The sequence below is a fragment of the Bacillus sp. NPDC060175 genome (genome assembly GCF_042728695.1).
In the GTDB taxonomy this organism is placed as follows: Bacteria; Bacillota; Bacilli; order Bacillales; family Bacillaceae_G; genus Bacillus_A.
On the sequence record NZ_JBHWYR010000024.1, the window covers coordinates 37683 to 64312 of the forward strand.

General features: G+C 35.6%; 22 protein-coding genes, 1 pseudogene and 3 other annotated features. Of the genes and pseudogenes, 6 read left to right on the top strand and 17 right to left on the bottom strand.

Annotated elements, in window-relative coordinates; translation table 11 throughout:
• Positions 1-3 precede the first annotated feature (3 nt).
• The 5 genes from tyrA to ACFWDE_RS14205 form a co-directional block, all read right to left on the bottom strand.
• The gene (gene tyrA, locus ACFWDE_RS14185; RefSeq protein WP_377892938.1) at positions 4-1104 is read right to left on the bottom strand and encodes a prephenate dehydrogenase; all 1101 of its coding nucleotides are present in this window, start codon (positions 1102-1104) and stop codon (positions 4-6) included.
• Positions 1097-2197, bottom strand: a complete 1101-nt coding sequence (hisC, locus tag ACFWDE_RS14190; RefSeq protein WP_377892940.1) for a histidinol-phosphate transaminase — start codon at positions 2195-2197, stop codon at positions 1097-1099. The genes tyrA and hisC overlap by 8 nt, the downstream gene beginning before the upstream one ends.
• Positions 2198-2215: 18 nt before the next feature.
• Entirely contained in the window at positions 2216-3388 is a 1173-nt protein-coding gene (aroC, locus tag ACFWDE_RS14195) for a chorismate synthase (protein ID WP_377892941.1), read from the bottom strand.
• A 53-nt stretch (positions 3389-3441) separates the two neighbouring features.
• Positions 3442-3661: a binding site (T-box leader), on the bottom strand.
• A 9-nt stretch (positions 3662-3670) separates the two neighbouring features.
• Positions 3671-4747, bottom strand: coding sequence for a bifunctional 3-deoxy-7-phosphoheptulonate synthase/chorismate mutase (locus ACFWDE_RS14200; protein ID WP_002147144.1), 1077 nt, complete (start codon positions 4745-4747; stop codon positions 3671-3673).
• Between the two features lie 194 nt (positions 4748-4941).
• Positions 4942-5176, bottom strand: a binding site (T-box leader).
• 54 nt (positions 5177-5230) lie between these two features.
• Positions 5231-5467: a binding site (T-box leader), on the bottom strand.
• Positions 5468-5575: 108 nt separating this feature from the next.
• Positions 5576-9088 carry a DUF4020 domain-containing protein gene (locus tag ACFWDE_RS14205; RefSeq protein WP_377892944.1) on the bottom strand — a complete coding sequence of 1171 codons (3513 nt, stop codon included), beginning with the start codon at positions 9086-9088 and terminating at the stop codon, positions 5576-5578.
• A 150-nt stretch (positions 9089-9238) separates the two neighbouring features.
• On the opposite strand from ACFWDE_RS14205, the gene ACFWDE_RS14210 reads away from it, so the two are divergent.
• Positions 9239-9676 carry a YndM family protein gene (locus ACFWDE_RS14210; protein ID WP_377892945.1) on the top strand — a complete coding sequence of 146 codons (438 nt, stop codon included), beginning with the start codon at positions 9239-9241 and terminating at the stop codon, positions 9674-9676.
• Between the two features lie 401 nt (positions 9677-10077).
• Here the strand turns inward: ACFWDE_RS14210 and ACFWDE_RS14215 are convergent, their stop codons facing one another.
• The 6 genes and pseudogenes from ACFWDE_RS14215 to ACFWDE_RS14240 form a co-directional block, all read right to left on the bottom strand.
• On the bottom strand, positions 10078-11907 hold the full coding sequence (locus ACFWDE_RS14215; RefSeq protein ID WP_377892947.1) for an ABC transporter ATP-binding protein: 1830 nt from the start codon (positions 11905-11907) through the stop codon (positions 10078-10080).
• Positions 11900-13663, bottom strand: a complete 1764-nt coding sequence (locus tag ACFWDE_RS14220; protein WP_377892948.1) for an ABC transporter ATP-binding protein — start codon at positions 13661-13663, stop codon at positions 11900-11902. Before ACFWDE_RS14220 ends, ACFWDE_RS14215 begins: the two co-directional genes overlap by 8 nt.
• A 136-nt stretch (positions 13664-13799) precedes the next feature.
• Entirely contained in the window at positions 13800-14423 is a 624-nt protein-coding gene (locus ACFWDE_RS14225) for a TetR/AcrR family transcriptional regulator (RefSeq protein ID WP_377892949.1), read from the bottom strand.
• A gap of 524 nt (positions 14424-14947) precedes the next feature.
• The gene (locus ACFWDE_RS14230; RefSeq protein ID WP_377892951.1) at positions 14948-15469 is read right to left on the bottom strand and encodes a cysteine hydrolase family protein; all 522 of its coding nucleotides are present in this window, start codon (positions 15467-15469) and stop codon (positions 14948-14950) included.
• A gap of 43 nt (positions 15470-15512) precedes the next feature.
• Positions 15513-16052 carry a GNAT family N-acetyltransferase gene (locus tag ACFWDE_RS14235; RefSeq protein WP_377892952.1) on the bottom strand — a complete coding sequence of 180 codons (540 nt, stop codon included), beginning with the start codon at positions 16050-16052 and terminating at the stop codon, positions 15513-15515.
• Positions 16053-16061: 9 nt separating this feature from the next.
• Positions 16062-16370 (bottom strand): annotated as a pseudogene (locus ACFWDE_RS14240) (YfzA family protein).
• A 100-nt stretch (positions 16371-16470) separates the two neighbouring features.
• Here ACFWDE_RS14240 and ACFWDE_RS14245 point away from each other — a divergent pair.
• A complete protein-coding gene (locus ACFWDE_RS14245) occupies positions 16471-16992 on the top strand; it encodes a kinase (protein ID WP_377892972.1) in 522 nt (173 codons plus the stop codon).
• A gap of 209 nt (positions 16993-17201) precedes the next feature.
• Here the strand turns inward: ACFWDE_RS14245 and entB are convergent, their stop codons facing one another.
• Positions 17202-18722 carry a cell wall-binding protein EntB gene (gene entB / locus ACFWDE_RS14250; protein ID WP_377892953.1) on the bottom strand — a complete coding sequence of 507 codons (1521 nt, stop codon included), beginning with the start codon at positions 18720-18722 and terminating at the stop codon, positions 17202-17204.
• Between the two features lie 215 nt (positions 18723-18937).
• The gene (locus ACFWDE_RS14255; protein ID WP_377892955.1) at positions 18938-19429 is read right to left on the bottom strand and encodes a nitroreductase; all 492 of its coding nucleotides are present in this window, start codon (positions 19427-19429) and stop codon (positions 18938-18940) included.
• A gap of 180 nt (positions 19430-19609) precedes the next feature.
• On the opposite strand from ACFWDE_RS14255, the gene ACFWDE_RS14260 reads away from it, so the two are divergent.
• The 3 genes from ACFWDE_RS14260 (at position 19610) to ACFWDE_RS14270 (ending at position 22083) form a co-directional block, all read left to right on the top strand.
• Positions 19610-19990, top strand: coding sequence for a VOC family protein (locus ACFWDE_RS14260; protein ID WP_000687542.1), 381 nt, complete (start codon positions 19610-19612; stop codon positions 19988-19990).
• A gap of 52 nt (positions 19991-20042) precedes the next feature.
• Positions 20043-20528 (top strand): GNAT family N-acetyltransferase, encoded by a 486-nt coding sequence (locus ACFWDE_RS14265; protein WP_377892957.1) that lies wholly within the window; start codon positions 20043-20045, stop codon positions 20526-20528.
• 217 nt (positions 20529-20745) lie between these two features.
• The gene (locus ACFWDE_RS14270; protein WP_377892958.1) at positions 20746-22083 is read left to right on the top strand and encodes an FAD-binding oxidoreductase; all 1338 of its coding nucleotides are present in this window, start codon (positions 20746-20748) and stop codon (positions 22081-22083) included.
• A gap of 152 nt (positions 22084-22235) precedes the next feature.
• Here ACFWDE_RS14270 and ACFWDE_RS14275 read toward each other — a convergent pair whose 3' ends face one another.
• A complete protein-coding gene (locus ACFWDE_RS14275) occupies positions 22236-22793 on the bottom strand; it encodes a class I SAM-dependent methyltransferase (protein ID WP_377892960.1) in 558 nt (185 codons plus the stop codon).
• Positions 22794-23264: 471 nt separating this feature from the next.
• Here ACFWDE_RS14275 and ACFWDE_RS14280 point away from each other — a divergent pair, with 471 nt between their 5' ends.
• A complete protein-coding gene (locus ACFWDE_RS14280; protein ID WP_113735817.1) occupies positions 23265-24101 on the top strand; it encodes a COG4705 family protein in 837 nt (278 codons plus the stop codon).
• 136 nt (positions 24102-24237) lie between these two features.
• On the opposite strand, the gene ACFWDE_RS14285 is transcribed toward ACFWDE_RS14280, so the two are convergent.
• The 3 genes from ACFWDE_RS14285 to ACFWDE_RS14295 all read right to left on the bottom strand — a co-directional run bounded on the left by ACFWDE_RS14285 (position 24238) and on the right by ACFWDE_RS14295 (position 26529).
• Positions 24238-24783, bottom strand: coding sequence for an NADPH-dependent FMN reductase (locus ACFWDE_RS14285; protein ID WP_377892963.1), 546 nt, complete (start codon positions 24781-24783; stop codon positions 24238-24240).
• Between the two features lie 185 nt (positions 24784-24968).
• A complete protein-coding gene (locus ACFWDE_RS14290) occupies positions 24969-25961 on the bottom strand; it encodes a hypothetical protein (protein WP_377892965.1) in 993 nt (330 codons plus the stop codon).
• Positions 25951-26529, bottom strand: a complete 579-nt coding sequence (locus ACFWDE_RS14295) for a sigma-70 family RNA polymerase sigma factor (protein WP_377892967.1) — start codon at positions 26527-26529, stop codon at positions 25951-25953. Before ACFWDE_RS14295 ends, ACFWDE_RS14290 begins: the two co-directional genes overlap by 11 nt.
• Positions 26530-26630: the final 101 nt, after the last annotated feature.

The following is a 26630-nucleotide window of genomic DNA, read 5'->3' on the forward strand; positions in this document are numbered from 1 at the left end:
TTTTTAAATTGTTTCATACGTTTGGTATTCTTCTTTTCCTAGCGCCAGCTTTGCCTTCATGCGATCTTCTTCTCTTTGGAAGCTAATGCGTAATACTCCAAGCAATCCTTCTCGCGCTTCTAATATTTGCAAGTTCGTAATACTAATTTCTTCGCGTGCCAAAATACTCGTAATATGAGCCAATGCCCCTACTTTATCTAAAACATCGACGTATAAGTCGTGATAGGCAGGAATTGCACCTCTTTTTCGTACTGGTAAAGAATCACGGTATTCTTTTGCGTCAGCAAAATAGTTTTGTATTTCACCTGCATCTCCTTTAGAAACCGTCTTATATAACTCTTCCATTTCTGAGATCCATTCTTCTAATAGTTCCAATAAATGTCCGCGATTTTGCTTTACGATATCACTCCACATTTTCGGACTACTTGATGCGATACGCGTTATATCTTTAAATCCGCCTGCCGCTAGTTGGTGAATAAGCGGGTTATCCCCTGCATGTTTCTCAACTTGTTTTACTAATCCTGCTGCGATTAGATGCGGAAAATGGCTAACAATGCCTGTTACATAATCGTGTTCTTTTGTATTTAAAACGAGAAAATGCGAGCCGGTTCCTTTTAACCATTCTTTCAGCTCATCTACTTGATCCGCCTGCACGTGATTCATTGGCGTTAAAATGTAAAATGCGTTTTCGAAAAGGTGCGCCTTCGCACTTTCAACGCCAGTTTTATGAGAACCTGCCATTGGATGTCCACCGATAAAAGAAACTTTCTTTGATAATAAAGCTTCCGCTTCATTCATAATTGTCCCTTTCGTACTTCCTACATCGGTAACAATAACATCTTCTCGTAAATGAAATGATGCAAGTTTGTGTAATAACTTTTTCGTTTCTTCAACTGGAGAGGCAAAAATAATTAAATGTGCCTCCTCACATGCACGCTGTAAATCTATTGCTACTTCATCAACTACATGTAATTCTTTTGCGCGCTCTACTTGCTCTTTAAATATGTCATAACCGATAATCGTTACATCGTGCTCTTTTTTAATCGCTAATGCAAGAGAGCCTCCTATTAATCCAGTACCGATTAATACTACCTTTTTACACATTTGCCTCATCTCGAGACTTACTTTTTTTATTTTCAAAGTGTTGTTTTAACACTGAAATCACTCCCTCATTTTGTTCCCTAGTTCCGATTGTAATACGGACGCCATTTGGAAACGGACGAATAATAAACCCCGCGTGCGCGCAAGCTTCATAAATTTCCCCCGCATCATCTACTGGTAAGAAGATAAAGTTCGTTTGCGACGGATAAAACGGGATTTCATTTTCAGTACAAAAACTTTCGTACTGTTGTAATCCCTCTTTATTAACACGTACTATTTCCTCAATAAACGCTTCATCACTAAAGGCAATCGTTGCCGCTTTTTGCGCTAATGAAGATACGTTAAATGGCAAACGGACAACATTTAATTTCTCAATTAACTCTTCCTGTCCAATTGCATATCCAACGCGGAAAGAAGCTAATCCGTACGCTTTAGAAAATGTTCTAAGTACAAGAATGTTTTTATGCTTTTCCAGAAGTGGTAATGTCTTTGGAAAATCTTTTGCTGTTACGTATTCATAGTACGCTTCATCAATGACAATTAACGTATTTTCACTAATACCTTCAATAAATTGAGTCAATTTTCGCTCATTAACATATGTGCCTGTCGGATTATTCGGATTACAAATCCATACGATTTTTGTATGTTCATCAACCGCTGAAGAAATTTCGTCTAGATCATATACACCGTTATTTAAAGGAACCTCTTTCACTTCACATCCTTCAATAACCGCATGATGACGATATTGAGGGAATGTTGCACCTGCAGTAACAATGTTATCTCCTGCTCTGAGCACTGCACGGCTTATAATTTGAATGACTTCATCGAGCCCACTACCACAAAGCACTTGTTCCATTTGCACTTGTAATTTCTCTGCAATCGTTTGACGGAGCGTTGTAGCTCCGCCATCTGGGTATAATGCATGTTCCTGCCACGATTTTTGTAATTCTCCTAAAACACGAGGTGAACAACCAAATGGATTTTCATTTGATGCTAACTTAACAAATGAATGATTCCCGTATACTTCTTTCATTTGCTCTGGTGATTTACCTGGTTTATACGGTTGTAATGATGATAATTGATCCTTTACTCGCATGTTAAATCCACCTTTTCATTAAAATTCTTTTGCGTATTTGTTATGTTGCGAAATGTTTTTCTTTAATAACTCCATGCGATCTTTTCCGAATTGTTCGACTAGCGCAGCTGCAAGTTCCCATGCAACAACAGCTTCAGCTACAACACCTGCTGCAGGTACTGCACAACTATCAGATCTTTCAATACTCGCTTGGAACGCTTCTTTCGTATCAATATCTACGCTTGCTAACGGTTTATATAATGTAGGAATTGGCTTCATTACACCTCTTACGACAATTGGCATACCTGTTGTCATACCGCCTTCTAAACCGCCCGCATTATTCGTTTTTCTCGTGTATCCTTTTTCTTCATCCCATATAATTTCATCGTGCACTTTACTTCCCGGCTGTCTTGCCGCTTCAAAACCAATTCCGATTTCAGCACCTTTAAATGCATTCACACTCATTATAGCACCGGCAAGTTTTGCATCTAATTTACGGTCGTAATGAACGTAGCTACCAACTCCAATTGGCATACCTTCTGCAATTACTTCAACAATACCACCGATTGAATCCCCGCTACTTTTCGCATCATCAATCGCATCCATCATCTCTTGTTCTACTTCTTTATCTAAACATCGAACAGGTGAGTTTTCAGTAATCGTTTGAATTTCTTCTATCGGTAAGTGAGTAATAGGCTTCGCTTTTACTCCACCAATTTCAAGAACATGTCCTGCGATTTCCACACCTAGTTCTTTCAAAATTTGTTTCGCAACTGCACCAGCCGCAACTCTAACTGTCGTTTCTCTTGCAGAAGAGCGCTCTAATACATTTCTTATGTCACGATGGCCATACTTTATCGCTCCATTTAAATCCGCATGTCCTGGACGTGGTTTTGTAATCGTACGCTTCATTTCTTTACTTTCTTGCTCCGAAATCGGGTCTGCACCCATTACTTTCGTCCAATGTTTGAAATCATCATTTTTTACGATTAACGTAATCGGTGAGCCAAGTGCCATCCCGTGACGAACACCACTTACAATTTCAACTGTATCTGTTTCAATTTGCATGCGTCTTCCGCGCCCATGCCCTTTTTGTCTTCTTAATAATTCTTTATTAATATGTTCCGCTGTTAGTGATAAACCTGCTGGTACACCTTCTAAAATAACTGTTAACTGCGGACCATGTGATTCTCCAGCTGTAATGTATCTCATTTCTCTTGCCCCTTTACTATTTTTTTGTACAAAAAAGTCCCTACTGAGCGCTCAGTAGGGACGATGTTTATCGCGGTACCACCCTAGTTGTAGACTTATTTCGTCTACCTCTCTTCTTCTTTAACGATCGTTTGACCGTCTTTCCCTTCAAAAGTTGGCGAGAAAGATGCTCCAAGGCTGTAATTCATGCTTACCTTTGTACTGATTCACACCGACCATCAGCTCTCTTTAACAGTGAGATAAGCACTACTGTTTCCTCTTCAGCGCATATATGATATGGAATTAAGATAATTTATTTTTGAAACCTTTTAACTCATCCATGAATCTATGGAATTCTGGAATATCCATTTGTTGTGCAGAATCTGATAATGCAACTGCTGGATCCGGATGAACTTCAGCCATTACTGCATCTGCTCCAATTGCAAGTGCCGCTTTCGCTGTTGGTAATAATAGATCTCTACGTCCTGTTGAATGTGTTACGTCAACGATAACTGGTAAATGTGTTTCTTTCTTTAAAATCGGTACTGCTGAAATATCTAATGTGTTACGTGTCGCTCTCTCGTATGTGCGAATACCGCGCTCACATAGAATAATTTGGTCATTTCCTTGCGCAATAATGTATTCCGCTGCATTAATGAACTCATCAATTGTTGCTGCTAATCCACGTTTTAGTAATACTGGCTTGTTAACTTTACCTACAGCTCGTAGTAAATCGAAGTTTTGCATGTTACGTGCGCCAACTTGAATTACATCAACGTATTCTAATGCCATTTCAACATCGTTCGGATTTAAAATTTCACTAATAATCGCTAAGTCGAATTCATCTGCTACTTGGCGTAAAATTTGTAATCCTTCTACTCCTAAACCTTGGAAATCGTATGGAGATGTTCTCGGTTTGAAAGCACCACCGCGCATTAATTTTAGCCCTTGATCTTTCATCGCTTGCCCTACTTGGCGAACTTGCTCTAAGCTTTCTACTGCACAAGGTCCCATGATGAACGTTTGTGTTCCGTTTCCAATCAATTCGCCTTTCACATTAACGATTGTATTTTCTTTTTTCTTTTTACGTGATACTAGTAACGCTTTACGGTTATCATCTTCTTGTAATTCTAAGCTTGCTTTGAAAATCGTTTTGAAAATATGCTGAACTGTTGATGTTTCGAATGGTCCTTCGTTATGCTCTTCGATCATATCAAGCACTTCACGCTCACGTACTGGGTCAAAACGTTTCGTACCTTGTACTTGTTTTTGTTCCCCGATTTTTTGAACGATTTCACCGCGTTTGTTTAATAGGTGTAATAGTTGTAAGTTAATTTCATCTACCTGTTTACGTAATTGATCTAATTCATGATTTGCCATTTGGAAATCCTCCTCTAATGTTTTAAAAGTATAGTAAGAGAATGAAAAATTCTCTATTTTCAGAACTGGTTAATTATACAAATTTAAAGTGGAATCGATACCTCTTCTTATTTTAAACTAATAATTACCATAAAGACACTAACTACTAGTTAATACGCCACTTTTTTGTACAAAAAAGCCCTACTGATTCAATCAGTAGGGACGATATTTATCGCGGTACCACCCTAGTTGTAGACTTATTTCGTCTACCTCTCTTCATTGTTAACGATCAATGTGACCGTCTTTCCCTTCATAAAGATACATATCTTTACTACGAAAAAGATGCTCCAGGACTGTAATTCGCTCTTGTTTTTGTACTGGTTCGCACCAACCACCAGCTCTCTGTTACAGGGAAACAACAACTACTGCCTTTCCTTTCAACGCATGTTTATTATATTTTCAAGTTGGACCGTCAAAATACAAAAATTCCCTACTGAATAAATCAGTAGGGACGATATTTATCGCGGTACCACCCTAGTTGTAGACTAACTTTCCGTCTACCTCTCTTCACTGTTAACGATCATTTGACCGCTCTTTCTTCATAAAGACAATTGTATCTTTACTACGAAAAAGATGCTCCAAGACTGTAATTCATGATTATCCCTGTACTGGTTCACACCAACCACCAGCTCTCTGTTACAGTAAGACTAACCACTACTGTGATCTCTTCATTGCACTTTGTTTATTCAAATGTTTTTGAAATTGAATAAGTATGATTTGTATTATAGAACGCTTTTTAAAACACTGTCAACAACTTTTTATTTTTTTTAAAAAAATTCCGCTTTCACCCTAGAATTCTTCTTGCAAATTCTCCATTACTATTCCGATACGAATCATCTCATTTTCAATTAATTTTAATACGTGTTTTTCTACTCCATACTCAATTAATTGTTCTTTTATTTGTATGATTTCCTTCTCAAGTAAATCAGCTTCTTGACGTGTTTGAAGTAAAATAAAAAAGACATTTGCATAAAGCCCTTTATATTCTTTCATGCTATTCTTCTTTTCAAGCATCTCAGTAAATAACTGTTTCATTTCCTCTTGATTGCATTGCCCTTCTACACCTAGAAATTTACTTGATATAACACAAAGTCCTTTTTCTAAAATCTCATCCATACATAATACAATACGTAAAAGCATCATATATTCTCTCGTAGTTATTACACCCATTTTCGGACGTTCTCTTAAAAATACACTTAGCCATGCTGTCCAAAATTTTTGTTGTTCTTTTCCGCTTAACGTTTTTACGTAGTAGCATACATACTGCATAAATTTAATTTTATTATTTTCGTTTACTTGCATTAAGAGTGGGTATAACCAATCTGTTTTTTGCTCCCAATACAGTACACATTTAATAAATACAAAGCTAAGCCATTTTAAAAATGCTTCTCTCGTATACGGATGCAGCACCTCTAAATGTTCTACCGCATATTTAATATATCTCTTTATTTCTGTAAATAGAGGTAAATTAATTTGCGTATAACATAATCCCGCCCACGCATATTTGGTCAGCTCGTTTTCTTTCTTTAAATCTAAGTAAGGTAATAAATATTTTCGACACCATTGCTTCTCAATATGGTATAAAAACGTAATATCTGCTGTTAAACGAGCTAACATAAAGTTCGTTCTTTCCGAAGTAACCCTTACCTGTTCCTCAAATAAAAATAAATATTCATATACATTGCGATCATATAAGTGATCGTACGCTAACAGTTTTAGCAATACAGCTGTCATCTTCCCAGCAGGATGTTGTATAGACTCATTGTAAAACTCTTGTTTTCCAATTTTAAAATCTGTTTCCCCTCTCATAACATGTGGAAATACGGAAAAAGCAAAGCGCTTTACAACCCGTATACTATTTTCTTCTAGCTCTTCTAATCGATTGCTAATTTCATATAGAAAACTACTAATTAACCAATGTAAAGTAGTATTTCGAGAAAACTTCTGCAATAACGGAATAATCCTTTGAATTTGCTCACTCGTTAAATTCCTATTATTTCGCCATTCTCTAATACAAACAAACCAAACTTCATTACTAATTTCATGTACGCCTACTAGTTGATAAGCAAACGAAATACTCCACTCTACATTCAATTTACATGCTTTTGATAACATCTCTAAAAAATGACGTTGCTCAAAAACACCATCTTGAGAAAATTGCAGAACTTGCTTCATTATTTCATCGTCTTTCAGCTGTAGTAATCCATCAGCTGTTACATTACAAGTAATGCTTTGTTCAATAGATTCTTTCTTCGGAACACTGTATCGATCAGAAGAAAAATGAGGGTGCTTTTGTTTCATTAATTCATATCCTTCTATCGTGCATCGACTATTCGCATCGCATGCAAATAATGAATCTAATACGAGACAAGCATCAAACGCCCTCTCTTCTGCAAGATGTTCTAATACAGTTTGAATCACTTCTTCTTTTGTTTCTTCTAAAGCATCTGCATAATAATTCTTTAAAAGTTGAAACACTTCATGTTTATATGTGAAATCTAGCAGAAGGCCTTCATGTAGTAACCACTTCAATTTGACATCCGCAGTAACGAACACATTTTTATTCATCGCTTCAATCGCGATTCGCTTTTGAAGTATACTATCTGTTTCTATCATTTCGGTAATATAATAATCCGCTTTTTTCTCGTTGTTTTCACATAAATATGTAAGACACTCTTTTACAATTTGAATTAAAAATGCGAGGTCATTTTGATAAAACTCTCTCTCTACATTATCCTTATTTCTTTTTTTCAGTGCTGTTTGTCTTAATGACAACAGGCGCATCTTTTCTAATCCCATCACCATAATTGGAACAGCGTAATAAGTAATATGCGGTCTCATCTTATCATTCCAAATTAGCTCCACATGAGAAAATTTAGACACCGGTAAACGACTCGATTCCTCTAGTTCAATTGATTCTTGCGCATCATTTTCCCATTTTCTTACACGCTTCAATTTAAGTTTTCCATCTAAAATAAACGTTAGTAACAATAAAGCAATTTCTTTATGCTCTGGGAAAGAACATTTTTGCAGTAAGTATGAAATCATTTCAATAGAGCTACTATCTTTTTCTGCCGTTTCTAATATAAGCAATGTCCATTTTGTAAACAACAAAGGATCCATCGTTTCTTTCGTATCGTTCAAGTAAGTACAAATTATTCGCCACAATAACGGGGATATTTTAGAATGATTTTTAAAAATCAATTGAAATAGTTCTTTTTGATGAGTAAAAAGGAATTGCTCCACTAACCATTCTGCAAGTAATTCATCTACTTCATCGTAATTTGCTGTAAGCCGAAATAAATTTCTTAGTTTCCCCTCCGCTTCAAGCCATTCCACCCACTCGTAATCACGAGCAAATTCAACAAAGTACCGAACGGTTTCAATTTTTTTTATTGACTGTTTTATATACGATAATTGCTCCTGCTCTACTGATGGAGGAACGGTTACAATATCACGAATACGCATTCTTTTCGTAATATAATTATCCCCCATTAATTCCGCCCACCGCTTCACAGCTTTGACAAGTGCCTGATGATTATTTGCTTTATTCGGATACACAATCGGTCTTATCCCTAAATGCTCCCAATGATATGTATTATCCCCTTGTGCGACGAAAGCATAACGCCTTGTACTCGGTGGTAAGCCTGTTGCTAAATATTTCATTACAGGATCATTATGACTATACCCAACGAATAAAACAGTGTAATTTGAAAATAAATCAACTAAAAATCGTCTCGCCCATCCTTCTGTTAAGTAAGCCCTTCCAAAATCACCATCCGTTAAAATTAAAGCTTCTTTCTCTTGTTCTATATTCCCATGTATGTAAGCCAACCCTTTAAACGCTCTCCCTGTCGGTAAAGCAGGTGCATAATAAATATTCAGCTCTCTATTCATTTCTGCAATTACAGACGTAAAATGTTGATCAAAGTTTGTCGTTACAATTCGAACATCCGTATCTAACGGAAACAGCCTTGGAATCGCATAGTGTAATGAATTTGGTTTTGATTTTTCTATATTAACGAGGTCTCTTGCAACTTGATGCACATCTTTCGTTTTCGCAATTTTACCGAGATAATAATCGTGGGGTTCTGTCATCTCACGCCTTTCGACATATAAAGCTTTCGAAATTTCATCAACTAAATCATCGAAATTCGGTAAGTTTGATTTCCCCTTCATAGAAACTCCTGCTCCAACGAATAATACTAACTTCCCTTGTTCAAGGTGATCGATTAACTCATCTGGAATTTCTACTTCTGAAGTAATCCACATCCCGGATTCCCCCTTACCTAAAAATGTCATACGCTCTCATTTCACTATAACATTTTTTGATTGTTTTTTTAATATTTAGATAAGATTTCGATGTGATAAAGTTTTATATAAATTAAACCGTTCCAATGTATGAACTCCTGAATTTATTGTAAAACTATGTATAAATGGGAGGTGTAAATATTGAGTGATATTACTGTAATACTTATCAAATTTATATCATGCATCATCGCTTTTAGTATCGGACTAGCTCTATTTTTCCCAGCAACGCTCGTCCAAATCATTTCTTTTAGTCTCTTCGTCACAATCGTTTCTTATATGTTTGTTGATAAAATTATTTTAAATCGAATTGGCAATTCCGCTGCCATTATGACGGATTTCTTACTTACGTATTTAAGCGTTTGGATTTTCGGTAATATTTTATTAGACAACTACATGCAAATTGCATGGGGCAGTATCCTTTCTGCCATCGTCTTTACATTATCAGAAGTAATCGTCCATCGCTTTTCTAATTCCCACTCAAGGCACAACAATGATAACATTCGAATTAATCGCCGCCTTGCATATGGTACGGAGTTCGCTGAAGAACAGAATGTGTTGGATAAAGATAAGAAGAAGTAACGTTTTGGTGAAGGAGCTCCCCTTTTGATTATGTGGTGCTCCTTTTTTTGTACTGTAAATTCGGTACATGAAATTACATAAGCAGCTATATCGATTCACCAACATATTTAGACAAGAAAGTGATACTACGTGAATTACTTTTGATTCAAAATATAGTCACATTCATCATTAATGTACCGTTTTCCATTCCCCCCTCTATATACTTTGGAAATGTTGTTATATTTTTCTCCATAAAAAATCCCCTTCAGGTATAGTGTAACATTCCACATTGAAAATGTAGTTTTATACACTATCTCCTTTAAGGGGATAATCAAACTTTATAATTTATTGACTAAATAATACTTCTTATTTCTCGACTTATTCCTGCTTTTTCTTTGCTTAAAACAAAACCATTTCGATTTTTAAGATGCGTCTTCAAACTGACTATTGTATAAATCCGCATAGAATCCTTTTTCTGCAATTAACTCTTCGTGATTACCACTTTCAATAACATCTCCGTCTTTCATAACCAAAATCAAATCGGCGTTTCTAATCGTTGAAAGTCTATGCGCAATAACAAATGATGTTTTATCCACCATCAATTTATCCATCGCCTCTTGAATAAGCGCTTCAGTACGAGTGTCAACGGAACTAGTGGCCTCGTCTAAAATAAGCAACGGTGCTTTTTTTACCATTGCCCTTGCAATAGTAAGTAGCTGTTTTTGTCCTACAGATAAACTCGCTTTATCATTTAATGCTGTATCGTAACCTTTCGGTAAAGTTTTAATAAAATGGTCCAAACCTACTGCCTTACAAGCTGCAACTACTTCTTCATCAGTTACATCTTCTTTATTATAAATGATATTTTCCTTAATCGTACCTTCGAATAACCAAGTATCTTGTAATACCATACAAAATAGATCATGAACATTTTTACGGGTAATCGACTTAGTCGATACATCCTCAATCTTGATTTCCCCACTATCTACTTCATAGAAACGCATGAGGAGATTAACAAGCGTTGTTTTTCCAGCACCAGTAGGTCCGACAATTGCGACTTTTTGGCCGGATTTTATATGAGCAGAGAAATCTTTAATAATAAGCTTCTCTTTCGTATATCCAAACTTAACGTTTTTAAATTCCACATTACCTTTAACATCATTGGCATCTAACATAACTTCTTTATCACTTTCGTCTTCAAGCTCACCTTCGCCTAAAAATTCAAATACACGTTCGCTTGCTGCAGCAGTTGACTGCAAGCTTGTAGCTGCCTGTGCTAGCTGGGACAATGGCTGTGTAAATAAGCGGATATAAACCATAAATGAAACGATTACACCAAATGTAATGGTACCTTTCATCGCTAGTGTAGCACCTACTACACAAACAACAACATAACCTAAATTTCCAATGAAGATCATAAGAGGCATCATCATCCCAGACATAAACTGTGATCTCCATGCACTTCTAAAAAGACTTTCATTGACTTTATTAAATTGTTGCTTCGCTTCTTTATCACCGTTATAAACTTTCAGTACATCATGCCCTGAATAGATTTCTTCAATATGACCATTCATTCTACCAAGGTCCTTCTGCTGACGTATGAAATATTTTTGCGATTTGGATATGATGAAAATCATTAATACAAACCCAACGGCCGTTGCAGCAATAGCAGAAAGTGTCATCGTAACATTAATAGAGAACATCATAATTAAAGACCCTAAGAACATAACGACCGCTGTCACTAACGAACCAACACTTTGATTTAAAGTCTGACCAATCATATCCACATCATTCGTGACACGACTTAACACATCTCCATATGTTGTAGAGTCAAAGTATTTTAATGGTAATTTATCGATTTTGTCAGCAATATCCGTACGTAACCGTTTGGATACTCGCTGAGTAATAGTAGCCATAATAAACGACTGAATATAGCTGAAAATAAAACTCAGTCCGTACAAAATAGCAAGAAGTACAGCAATATTTCCTATAGCGGTAATATCAATCTTACCTGCAATACCCTCTGTAATTAAATCGGTTATCTCACTAAGCATATTTGGTCCAATGATAGTGAAAATGGTTCCTACAGCTGCCAATACAAGTGCAAAGATAATCGCTGGTAAATACGGTTTACAATAGGCAATTAACTTTCCCCACGGTTTTTTAAAGTTCTTTGGCTTTTCTCCAGGAGCTGGCATTCCTCCTGGACCACCGGCACCTTTTCGAGGACTATTTGTTTGATTATTACGCATTTCCCAGCTCCTCCTTCGATAATTGTGAATAGGCAATTTCCTGATAAGTCTTACAAGTTTCCAACAATTCACCATGTGTTCCCATACCAACGATTTTACCTTCATCAAGAACGATGATTTTATCAGCATCTTTAATCGTTCCAATTCGCTGCGCTACAATCAAAGTGGTTGCACCTTTCGTTTCTTTTTTCAAGGTGGAACGAAGCTGACGGTCTGTTTTATAATCTAAAGCAGAGAATGAATCATCAAAAATAAAGATTTCTGGATTTCTGCTCACTGCTCTTGCAATAGAAAGGCGTTGTTTTTGTCCTCCAGAAAGGTTTGTACCGCCTTGGGCAATATCAGCATTATATTCGCCATCCATTTTTTCTACAAATTCTTTTCCTTGGGCAATTTCCACCGCTTTTTTGATATCCTCATCTGTCGGCAAAGTTTGGCCGTTATCACCGTATGCCACATTGGATTTTACTGTACCTGAAAATAATACGGCTTTTTGAGACACATAACCAAGCTTATTATGAAGGGTTTCTTGTGCATACTCTTTTACATTGATTCCGTCGACTATAACCTCTCCCTCAGTAACGTCATAAAATCTTGGGATTAAATTAATCAGCGTACTTTTACCACTACCAGTAGAGCCAATAAAAGCGACAGTTTCACCTTTATGTGCCGTAAAACTAATATCTTTCAAAACATATTCTCCTGCATCAGGATATTTAAAGCTGACATTACGCAGTTCGATTTCACCTTCTATTCCCTTAGGTGACGATTGTATTTCTCCATCGGTAATTGTCTGAGGCGTATCTAGTACTTCATTAATACGTGCTGCAGATACTGATGCTCTTGGTAGCATAATGAACGTCATCGCCAATAACATAAACGCCATAACCACCTGCATTGCATAAGACGAAAATACTACCATATCACTGAACAAACCGATTCGATCCATTCCACCTGCGTTCATAATCAAATGAGCCCCAATCCAATAGATAGAAAGAGTTAAAACTGACATAATTAGACCCATACCCGGTTGCATAATGGCCATCAGACGGTTCACCAAAAGATTAGTATCTGTTAAATCTTTATTTGCTTTTTCAAATTTTTTCTCCTGATACTCTTGTGCGTTATAGGCATGAACAACACGAATACCAGTTAAACCTTCTCTTGTTACTAGGTTCAGATTATCTGTCATTTTTTGAACTACTTTAAATTTCGGTAACACAAAGATGATAATGCTGCCTATCATTACAAGCAAAACAACGACAGCTACTCCTGTTGCCGCTGACCATTCCCAACTTTTCCCTGTAATTTTCAAAATGGCCCAAACCGCAAGGATAGGGGCTTTAATCATAACTTGAAGACCCATTGCAACAGTCTGCTGTATTTGTGTTATATCATTAGTAGAACGAGTAATAAGACTTGCCGTTGAAAAACCATTAATTTCTTCCATAGAGAAAGATAGCGTTTTGTCAAATACCCCTTTTCTTAATTCTTTTGAAAGAGATGTTGCTACTCTTGCCGCAAAATAACCAACAATAACTGACAATACCATACTGCCGAGAGCACATAAAAGCATCTTTCCTCCTGCTGCCCATATATCGCTCGTTTCGCTACCCTTTGTCTGTACAAGGGTCGTAATTTCAGACATAAAATCTGGTAGCTTCAAATCTAACCAAACTTGACCTACAATGAACACAATACTAGCAACAATAAGTATCCATTCTTTTTGTTTTAAGTATTTAAATATTTTCAACATATTTACATTTCTCCTCATTTTTCGTTAATATGCCAATGATATAGTGAAAAATAATTCTAAATAGAATCACCTTCACGTCGGTTACTAATAAAAGAAGTCACCCTATTAAATCCCCCACTTTTTTTATGGATATCATTTAATTATCCACCCTTTTATAGAGCCCTTTTTTTAGTAATGAAAGTTCTAAAGTATAGTTTTTCACCGATTCATCGAATGGTATTTCCTTCGCGAAATTTTGAATAAGATTGTGAAAAGTCACCGCCGTGATAATCTTTATGACATGGAATATTTCTCGTTCCTCTGCAATATTTAATTTTTCTTTATTTATTAAAATCATGATTTCAGACAATCTATTTTTATGATCATCCTCATTCATATTCCGAGTAAATGTATTTTCAACTTTATAATTCATATTTAAAAAGGCGTTCCTAAAAAAGTTTCGATTTTCTAAGTTTTGAAATTTTTTCAAGATGTATTGATACAATTCAATATATGAGTCAAATAGATCACCCTCATTTTCTTTTAATATTGAAATAAACTTTTCATTATCTTTTTTAGAATGATCATTTAATAAAAAGAAGAAAACATCTTCTTTATCCTCAAAGTATTGATAAAAACTTCCCCTCGGTATTCTAGCATCTTTAATAATATTGGAAATCGATGCTTCGAATAGTGGAACTCTTGAAAATTCTTTCATCGCTGCCTGAATTAATACTTCTTTTTTTTCTCTTTCCAAATTAAAAAATGTTTGTTTAGGCATCCTTCTTCCTCCTATCAAATATGTGACAACATGTCATATCCTTTTATAAATATTGCTCTTTTTCATTAGTACTATTCTAAAAAATGCAAGAGATCATTTAAGCCCTATTAATGGATAATCGCCATTATTCTAATTAAATTTTAATAATTCTATTGAATCCAGCTTTGTAAGTACACTAACACAACTTGTTTAAAAACATCATTCCCTCTAATCTAACCATCATATGACAACGTGTCATAATTGAGTATAAATCATTATCGCATGACAATGTGTCATACGTCAAAGGAAAAATACGACACGTTGTCACACTCATTTAACTATTGTTTATCGGGAATCCCCTCATCTTTTTTATTTCTTGATACATAGAGTACCGAATGATAAAGAGACATATACTAAAAATATAACATCTGACACTACGAAGATTTAATGTATACATCAATGCAATGTTTTATTTCTATCTTAGTTTTACTTTAAAAATCCCAATAATAAAGAGGCCCCTCATATAGAGACGGCCCCATTCCCACTTATGCTTCTACCTTCAAATCGTTTAGTGCAACAACATCAGCAAACGCTCTAAACACTGCGTTATGATGCTTAACAATATCTTCAGCACGCAATACTTCTGTTTCAAAGGTACTATGTGCATCACTCACTAACGTTACTTTATATCCTTCACTAAACGCTCTGCGAGTTGTCGTATCCACACAGTACTCTGTTTGCATTCCTGAAATAATAACGTGTTCAATTCCTTTTTCTTGTAACAGTTCGTTTAAGTTCGTCTTATAGAATGAATCTGGCGTCGTCTTTTCAACAATATTGTCTCCTTCTCGCGGTGCAATCGCCGCATGGATTTGCCAGCCATCTGTACCTTTTTCTAACGGATCGTCTTTTGACCCATTATGTTGAACATAAATAACTGGAATATCATTTGAACGACATTCCCCAATAAGCTCTTGCAATGTTTTTAATAACTTTTCCCCATTATGTGGCATTCCTGCTGTATACATACCTGCTTGCACATCAATTACTATTAATGCTTTTTTCATTTCGCGCATCCCCCTTTGTTTGTATAAGCCCTTACATAAAGTATTATAATTGTTTATATTCCATTATCCAACAATCTTCTAATTTCCCCTCATGTAACTCATGTTCCTTTAAAACCTTCACTTTTTTAAATCCGCATTTTTCATAACACTTTATCGCGCGTTCATTATTTACTTTAGGGTCCATTGCGATTGCTTCCGCTCCCACGTTTTCTATAATGTATGTAATCGCTGCTTGAACGAGTTTTGTTCCAATTCCCTTTCCCCAAAAGGTCGGTTCTCCGATAAATTGATCCATCCCCCATACATTATGCGATTCTTCATATCCATATAACGCTTTCCATTCAGAATCAACTGCGTACATTTGAATATAACCGATCGGCACTTCATCAAATTCTATTAAACATCTTTTTTCATCACTGTTTGGATTATGTATAAAATGTTCAAGTACCTTTTCTACAGATTGCGGATTATCTCTTCCTTCGTAATACCGTAGGACTTCTGGGTCTTTTAACCATTTAGAAATGATAGGTGCGTCGTTTTCTATTACGTACTTAACCCATAATTCTCCTTTTTGAAAAAGCATGTTACACCTCTATTGTTCATTAATATTTTTCTTTGATATTACATCTTTAATTGCACCTACTAGTGCATATGGTAGTAATGTTATCGCAAAAAACGCTGTAAATAAATTAAACTGAGGGACTTTATATGGAGTGAACCATTCCGTGAAAAATTGAGAATTTAAAATTCTATTAAAAAATTCTCCTCCTGGTCTAAAGTTTGGTGCCCATTCGGCAACATCACAAATTATAAAAATAAATTGCACAATTATAAATGCCCCTAAATAACGAAACCAATTTCACTTCCAAATCGGCTGCGCTTTATTTAATTTATTTCCCATCTATCTCCCACCTTTTTTATTCCTATCAAATTGATTATACACTTCCCTTGCAAATTTTGTTAAAATCTTCTATATATTCAAAGGTGTTGGGGGGAAATATATTATGTCTAATCCTATACAAAAATCAACTTTAATTATCCTTAGGGGAAACTCCGCGAGTGGCAAAACAACAATCGCAAAGAAATTACAAGAACATTTCGGGCAAGGAACACTTCTAGTCTCTCAAGATGTCGTGCGTAGAGATATGTTAAAAGTACACGACACGATGGGTAACTTATCTCATGATTTAATCTTTGAAATTACGAAGTACGGAAAAGGAAAATGTGAATTTGTTATTTTAGAAGGTATTTTAAACAGTCGTAGATATGGAGATATGTTAAAAGAATTGATATATTATTTTGAAGGAAACGCGTATACATATTACTTCGATTTATCACTCGAAGAAACGATTAGACGGCATAATACTAGAGAAAAACGGCATGAATTTGGTGAGGATGCATTACAGAAATGGTATAGTCCGCACGATACGATTGAAGTGAATGGAGAAACTGTTTTTACAGATGATTTCACGCAAAAAGATATATTTCATGCAATTCTTAATGATGTTACGATACAAAAGTAAGACTGACATAAAGAGTCAGTCTTACTTTTGTGTTTTATAGATATAATACAAGTGTCATATTTAATTTAAGTTTTGGTGCAGATTTAGCAACACATCCCTTGAAAAGCCTATGTCAGATCAACAAAGTTTTCCAATGAATTACACTAACTCAAAAACAAAAGCCAGTCTCAATATTAGAGAACTGACTTCTATTTGGATAACTATCGTTATTATAGAACTTTTACTTTAACTGTTTGTCTTCCCCAATTCATTGCCTTACTTTTTGAACCCATTAAAACATCAATACGATTACCTTTAATTGCACTTCCGGTATCACCAGCGATTGCTTCACCATAATTTTCTACCCATACTTTTGATCCTAATGGAATTACTTTCGGATCAACTGCGATAATTCTCATATTCGGATTAGCCGTTAAATCATGCCCCATCGCAGTTAAAACGCGTCCACCATATGTACCATTTTCACTTGGATCAGCAGTATAAGCTGTCGCTACTACTGTTAGTTCACGTTTAGCAGACTGTGTGTTATTTTTAGATACTTCTTTTGCTTTTGCTTCTTCCTTAGCCATTGCTATTTCTCGTGCTTTCGCTTCTTCTTTTGCTTTGGCTATTTCTTGCGCTTTCGCTTCTTCCTTCGCTTTTGCTATTTCTTGCGCTTTCGCTTCTTCTTTTGCTTTGGCTATTTCTTGTGCTTTTGCTTCTTCCTTAGCCTTGGCTATTTCTTGCGCTTTCACTTCTTCTTTTACTTTGGCTATTTCTTGCGCTTTCGCTTCTTCTTTTGCTTTGGCTATTTCTTGTGCTTTTGCTTCTTCCTTAGCCTTGGCTATTTCTTGCGCTTTCACTTCTTCTTTTGCTTTGGCTATTTCTTGCGCTTTCGCTTCTTCTTTCGCTTTTGCTATTTCTCGTGCTTTCGCTTCTTCTTTTGCTTTGGCTATTTCTTGTGCTTTTGCTTCTTCCTTAGGCTTTGCTTCTTCTTGTACTTTTACTTCTTCCCTAGGCTTTGCTTCTTCTTGTACTTTTACTTCTTCCCTAGGCTTTGCTTCTTCTTGTACTTTTACTTCTTCCCTAGGCTTTGCTTCTTCTTGTACTTTTACTTCTTCCCTAGGCTTTGTTACTTCTTGTACTTTTACTTCTTCCCTAGGCTTTGCTACTTCTTGTACTTTCGCTTCTTCCCTAGGCTTTGCTTCTTCTTGTACTTTTACTTCTTCCTGCGTTTTTGCTTCTTCCTTTGCATTTACCACTTTTTGTACTTTCGCTACTTGCTTCGTTTTCTCTTCAACTTTCTTTTCAATTGGTGCTGTACTTGATAGGAAAGAAACATTTGCATAAACTGTTTTTCCTTTATACTCAAATTGTAGCCATCCGTCTTTTACTTGATGAGTTGATTCAATTACATCATCTTTTTTCAGTCTGCCAAGAATTTCTGATTCTGTGTTTGCTTCAGAACGTACATTTAATAGGTTTGCTGTTACATGATAAATATCTTTTGTATACTCCGAACTTACAAACAATTCTTTACCATTTAAATCAATTTTTGACCATCCTTCTTCAGTATGTATGACCTTTAACTTTTGTCCTTCTTTTACTTTTTCGACAACTTTTGATTCCGTAGTTGGCTTTTCACGTACGTTGAGTACATCCGCTGTTACGATAGTTTCTGCGATAGCAGATGTGGTAAAAGCCCCCAATCCAAGAACTGTTGCTGTTGCTGCGCCAATTATTTTTTTCATATTAGCCTCCATTGCGTTTTTTGAGTTCTATCAAATGCTTCCATAAAATTAGGTGATTTCACGGAATATCAAAACATTTGCAACCATATATCGATATTGCTTAATATGATGTTATTAGAACCCTTTACTTCAATAGTATCAAATTCTCATTTATAATTCTATAAATTATAAATCTCCTTACCTTGTATAAACGTTTCCTATCCTTCTTCTTTATACTAAATAGTCGTCGCAATTCCTGCCAGAAATAAACTTACGATTGCTAAAAAAGGAGTACCCACTATCGCTCCGCTTAAATGAAACTTATAATCTTTATAGCCCTTCATCCCTTCCGTACTAGGAATAACAACAAATCTCGGAGTAATCCAGCAAAATATAAGCCAATCGATTATTAATAAATCTACTAAATTGAAAATCATTAAAATGCTAAAACTATGTAAATAGGCCTCAATATACAATAGTTTTTCATGTTGATGTAGTATATATGTTGAAACGAAAGGAGTACCGAAGAGAATCACATTGTATGCAATACTAAAGTAAATCGTTTGCTTTTTTTCATTAATCGATTTCGGAAAAACTACCTTTTGAATATCTTTTGGATAATCATTTAACGAAAGACGAGGATTATAATATAAAGACCCCAAAATCATTACGGATAGTACAATAGACATGATGACACCAACGTACATTGTTTGCTCTAATTGACTCATAAGTCTCATTCACCCTTTTCTGTAATTTCTATGTAAGTCATTCACTTAATTACACATTGTATGTACGTATACAACCCAAAATTAACAATTATCTTTAACACCCAATCACATTTCTTGCAATGTAAATGCAACTTTTATACAGTGGAAGCCTAATTAGTACAGATAGGATTGGTGAAACCTATGAAAATCGAACATATCGCAATTTGGGTAAATGACTTAGAATTAATGCGCACTTTTTATACAAAATATTTCAACGGCAAAGCAAACTCTTTATATCATAATGAAGCAAAACAATTCGAATCTTATTTTATTACGTTCGAATCTGGAGCGCGCCTTGAAATTATGCGTAAGAAAGGTATAGAGAACGAGCCTAATCTTAATATAACTGGCTATGCACATATGGCTTTCTCTGTTGGAAGTGAAGAACGTGTAAATGAACTGACAAAAACGTTAAAAGAAGCTGGTTATCCTTTATTAAATGGACCACGTTTCACTGGAGATGGCTATTACGAAAGTGTAATAAACGATCCAGAAGGCAATCAAATAGAAATCACTATTTAACGATCGTTTATCTTTTCTGAAGTACAAATGAAAATTAGTTTGGAGGAAGCATATGCATAAGCTACATTTCAAAAAATTTGAAGCAACAGATTTTAATCACTACTTCCTGCTCGTATCAAATGAAAGAGTAATGGCACAAATTACAGAGCGCACCATTCCGTTAGATGAAGCACAAAACGACTATGAAAAATTGTTAAGGCGCAATGAAAAACATAAACTGTATGGATCTTATAAAGTTTATAACAGTGCAACAAATGAATTTATCGGACTTGGACATATAACAGTAAATGAGGATGATTTTAAAGAAGCTGAACTTGGTTATATGTTATTGCCAGAACACTGGGGAAAAAGATATGGTAGTTGTATTGCAAGAGAATTAATTGAAATAGCGAAGCATACTGATGTAAACGTACTAAAAGCAATTATCGATCCAAATAATATCCCCTCTCGAAAAATTTTAATAAACGTTGGTTTTACATCAGATAAAGTTTGTGAAATTGATGGATTGCCTGGGGAGATTTTGAGTAAATATATTTAATTTTTTTTAGGCAATGCTGCATTTAAAATTTGTGTGGTGTTGCCTTTTATTTATTATTTCGATTCACTGATTCATCCGAAAACCTCATTCTAGGAATAATCCCCCTCACTCATTCATCTACTTATAACGTATAGTCAGTTCTATTTTTATATCCGCTTTTCCACATTACGAATAGCAAGATAGATATTTTATTATGCGGCAAGGAGAGAAGGCTTAAATGAGTAATCAAAATATTGAACTTACAGGACGTATCGTAACTCCCGAAGATCCAGAATATAATTTAGCTCGCGAGGAGTTCAACACATTCTTCAACAAATTCCCATTAATTATTGTCTTTGCTCAAAATACACAGGATGTAGTAAATGCGGTTCGCTGGTCTAGACAGTATAACGTACCTATGCGTATGCGCTCTGGTCGTCATAATTATGAAGGTTTATCCGTTAACAACGCTGGAATTGTAATTGATGTAAGTGAAATGAAGCAACTAGGAATAGATCATAACGGCGGGACTGTTACAATCGGAACTGGGTGGAGAAACCTTTCTTTAACTGAAACGCTCGCAGCTGAAGGGTTAGTTGTGCCAAACGGCGTTTGTCCTACTCCTGGTATTGCAGGTGTAACATTAGGCGGCGGACATAGTATACTCTCCCGTCCATGGGGATTAATTCTTGATCATTTAATTGAGCTAGAGATGGTTGACGCGAACGGTTGTATTGTACGTGCCAACGCTAATCATAATTCAGATCTCTACTGGGCATATCGAGGCGCAGGTGGCGGTAACTTTGGAATATGTACTTCATTCAAATTTCGAACACATAAAATTAATACAGTGGGATTTGTGGAAATAAGCTGGGACTTAAAAGATTTAAAATCTGTACTAAAGTCTTGGCAAGAATATACTCTTCCTTGTGCTGATAAGCGACTTACGAGCACCCTCTTCATGTCTTCAGAAGTGGAACCATCGTTATTAATGCAAGGAGTATTCCTAGGATCAGTCCAAGAATTACAAGTACTTCTGCAGCCATTATTACAAGCCGGTTCACCGTTAACAGTAACTATAGAAGAAATACCTTGGGTAGAAGCGGCAACACGAATAGCTGCAACACAGCCTATAGAGCCTTTACCATTTAAAAGTGTAGGTCCATATGTGTATGCACTATTGCCAGAAGAAGCACTCACGATCATCGCGCACTTTATAAACAATACACTAAAACATGCAACAACCTCTGTATTTTTCCATGGATTAGGCGGAGCCGTAGCTGAAATATCGAACGAAGCTACAGCTTATTTTTACCGAAAAGCACTTTCGAACATGTCAATATTCGCCACTTGGAATCAAGCAGAAGGTGCTGCCGCAAGCATTCGATGGACCGAAGATTTTCGATTAGCGATGCTACCATACACAAAAGGCGTTTACGTTAATACACCTGACCTTTCCATTAAAGATTGGCCAGATGCTTACTATAGCTGTAACTTTGACCGGTTAATGGACGTAAAGGCTAAATATGACCCAAAAAATGTTTTCAACTTTCCGCAAAGTATTCCGCCTTTTTAATAGTCCAAAATGAAAGTTATAGTTTGTATTTCTCACAAAAAAACGAACGATTCTTTCTGTAATTTTCACAGGGATAATCGTTCGTTTTTTATGTTGGAAATAATTCATTTCTTTTGCATGATAGTGATTTGGTTTCGCGCCTTCCCATCACCTTACATAAAGCAAGTGAACACGAAAGCCGGTGGAATATTCCAGTTTATTTTCTTCACCTCAATATTTGCAAAAAAAGAACGGAAAAATTGTTGTTTAAAGCGTGTATATTGGAAAGTAATAAATTTCCCTTCTTCCCCTAATACTTCTTTTGTTACCTGTAATAACTTTGTAGAAGTATCAAGGGATAAACTGGTAAATGGCAATCCTGAAATAATATAATCCACTTGGGTAATTTTATATTGCTGCATATACTTTTCCGTATATTCGGCAGAATCATGAATAATGTACACATTTTCCATGTGTGAGTATCGCTCTTGAAGTATACGGTAAAACTGTGCGTTATTCTCAATGATTAACAATACTGTTTCATTATGTTTATGTTGAATGAGCTGTTCCGTAAACACTCCAGTTCCTGGTCCATACTCAATAATGCATTTTGCTTGTTCAAAATTTATAGGGGCTACCATTTGTTTTGCAAGTTGCTTAGAACTTGACAATACTGCTCCTACAGTTCTTGGGTGCTTTATATATTCACTTAAAAAATGTAGTACATGCATAGTCTTCTTCCTCTTTCCTTGTAGGATACAAGGTATACACTACTAAAAAAATATTAGAATACGATGAGAAATACATAAGATATTCTTAATGTCCCCCCTAAATACAAAAGAAACTTAACCAACAAGTCACACATGCTTTAACATGGAGAAACAAGTATAATAGCGCCACATGCTTGTAGAGATTCCATGCCAAACTAATATTGCTCTGTACTTTTATGTTGCAGAAAACGACCAACTTAGGATATCAAATGAAGAGTATCAATTTTGCTGTATTTTCAATGTCGCGAACAAAAAAAGGATATACTTTTTTAACTGTATTTGTTAAATAAAAAAGACACTTTAGAAATTTCTTTTTTTCATCTTATTTTAATGATTTTTTCATCCAAATTTCATCTGAATCTCATTCTTATTAGTTACACTCTGTATATAAACTGGCGCTGGCCATAAAAAACTAATAAGGAGGAATCCTACATGAACTATTATGAGAAGGATCAGGATAAGAATAGAGAAAATCCATCTATTTCTGATGAAGTCGCTTCCGTTTCATCACGAGGCTGGCAGATGCTGAACAAAGTTCCAGAAGTCACGATTTTCTTCTGGATTATCAAAATCATGGCAACTACAGTGGGCGAAACAGGCGCAGACTTCTTAAATACAAACCTGAACTTTGGCTTGACTAAAACGACCTTTGTTATGAGTGCTCTCTTGCTCATCACACTGTTCTTCCAGTTTAGGTTGAAGAAGTATGTTCCAGGGATTTACTGGCTCACTGTCTTGCTGATTAGTGTTGTTGGCACCCTGGTCACCGACAATCTTACGGACAACTTCGGGGTCGCTCTAGAGACGACCACCATCGTTTTCACCCTTGCCTTAATGGCAACTTTTGCTGCTTGGTATGTGAGTGAGAAGACACTGTCCATTCACTCTATTTACACAACAAAGCGAGAAGCATTCTACTGGTTGGCTATTCTGTTCACCTTCGCCTTAGGCACTGCAGCTGGTGATCTCGTAGCAGAGAGTCTCAACTTAGGTTACTGGATTTCAGCGCTCATATTTGCTGCATTAATTGGGGCTGTAACCGTCGCTTACTACCGCTTCAAATTAAATGCAGTGTTGGCCTTTTGGATTGCTTATATTTTAACTCGTCCTTTCGGCGCCTCTTTTGGCGATTATTTATCACAGCCTCACGATTCCGGTGGCCTTGGTCTCGGTACGGTAGGAACAAGCGTAATCTTCCTCGTAATAATCTTGAGCTTAGTTATTTATTTGACCAAGACGAAAAAAGACGCGAGCCAGAGCCTAAATTAATATATATTTTGTCTAAACCTTAAAATAGGTGACATGATTGCCTAATCGTTAGTACAAAATTTCAAACAAAAGAAAATGAAAAGGCAATACTACGTTTAAACTACCAGTAGTATTGCCTTTTTTATAAAACAAATCATTATTCCCTTATTTCGTCTACTATACTTTGAATTAAAGAAATAAGAGCTTGCTTTGTATCCTCATCTGTAACTTTTGCATCATCACTAAATTTAGTACGCACAGACGGGATTAATAACGAACCATTTTGAACGACAACTGTATCTAACATGCCTAGTGTAAGTAGCAAAGATTCATGTGCTTTATCCCCTCCAGTAATTGACGGTGAAGCTGTTATGATAGCCACTGGTTTTTTATATAGTTCCGCTGACGATACAAGCCATTCTAATGCGTTTTTTAAAACTCCTGGTACACCTTTTGCGTACTCTGGTGTACAAATAATAAGCGCATGTGCCTCACTTAATATCTTTCGAAAATCTTGAACAACAACCGGTGCTCCCACTCGATCTACATCCGGATTGAAATGAGGAAGTTCCTCTATTCCTTTATAAATAGTGTAATCTAATCCATCTGGAATAAATGCTGCTAAAGCCTTTAATATGTTTGTGTTGGATGATCCTTCCCTAATACTGCCTGAAATCGCTATGATTTTTTTGTGTTTATTCATATGATCCCTCCTACGAACATCCTACTTTTGTAACCATAGAAAAATCAAAAATATTGAACTATTTAACAGGCTGTATATTTACAATTTTTCTTTACATAATAATATTATGATATAGGTTTTTATCTTTCAATAAAATCCGATTACCTTTTTTCATTACTTCACATTTATCCTTTAAATTTAGCACACTATTCAACTACCGAAAATAGCACCTTCTCAAGTTCTTTTTTTGATAATGTACTACCATTTATATAGACTTGATATGCATTTTTTCCTTCTTTTGCAGGAACTACTATTTTCATAGCTCGTACATTTGATTCTTTATATTCCCCATATGTAATATCGTATCCTTTTAATTTATAAGTCTTTATATCTCTAAAATAATGTGGGCCTTTTTCAGTTGCCTGATCAAATGGTTTATCCATATAATCTTTAATATCATCAAATATTCCAGATTGGTATAGTCTAAACCCTAAATCCACATCTGATGTAGTTGGCCCCTTTTTCACATTACTATCTTCATACCTCATTGTAATAAGAGGTCTTGGTTTTCCTACTGTGGCATCTGCCTTTGCCTCTTCTGAAATAAGAACATGGTCTTTTGGAATATAGCTGGGATGCTTTATTGGAAAACCAGCTATTTGTTCAGCTTGTTCAAATGTATATGTAAAATGTTGATCTATTTTTTCCTCATATTTGTTTAGCTCTTCCATTACCTCACTATCTCTTTTTTCTTCATCAGCATTTAAACGACCTATAGCTGTATGTTGTCTTTCTCCGTTCTCTACGACACTAACTTTTTTATAAAAATGATATGTTTCTTGTAATAACTCTACATATTTTTCAAAGTCCTCTTTTGCAAATAATTTTTTAGCAACTTCTACCCTCTCCATCAATCCTGTATAACCGTCCTCTGACATTCCCATATCTTTTCTCGCTTCTTCTGGTGTACCTATAATTTTATCGATTATTGTTGTACCCGCAAAAGTACCGGTCGGTATAAGAACAGCCGCAGCTACAATGCCAAGTAATACCTTTTTCTTCATAGAAGTTTTCCTTTTCTTTTTCATTTGTTGGTATTTATGAAAAGAAGTTTGCACCTTATTTTCTAGATTAGTAGATGGTTCGAGTGTCTCTGCATTTCTTTTCAATTCATTCGTTATATATTTTTCAAAATCCATTTACTTCACTCTCCCTTATGGCTGGCATATGCTCCATTTCTGTTCTTAATCGTTTGAGTGCTAAATGTAATCGAGATTTCACTGTACCAACAGGGATTTGAAGAAGTGCGGCAATTTCATCCAAGCTATATTCATGGAAGTAACGCATAATAACAACTTCACGATGCTTATAAGATAATTTTTGTACAACTTCCACTAATTCACTACGTGTTTCTTTATGTAAAATACCTTCATCCATTATGTAAGACCGATCTTGTTCATACATTTTCTTCTTTTCAAAGATTCGAAATCGTCGCCACGATTTACGGCGCCAATCTTGTACTTGCTTGACAACTAGTCCATGTAACCAAAAACGAAATGAACGGTTCATATCATAATTCGTTACAGACTTCCACATTTTGATGTACACCTCATTAACTATATCGTCTACATCTTGGTGTTGATTCCCTAATAAAAATAATACTGTTCTATAAATATCTTTACTTGTTAATTTATAAATAACTTGAAAGGCTTCTTGGTCCCCAGACTCCATTTTATACAGCCATTCTTTTAATTCTACTTCATCCAAAATTACGTTCCCCTCTCATGATCTTTCACACTATATTCGCCCGTTTCTCACAAAAGGTTCATTTTACATAAAAATTTATTTATTACAATAAAAATATACTA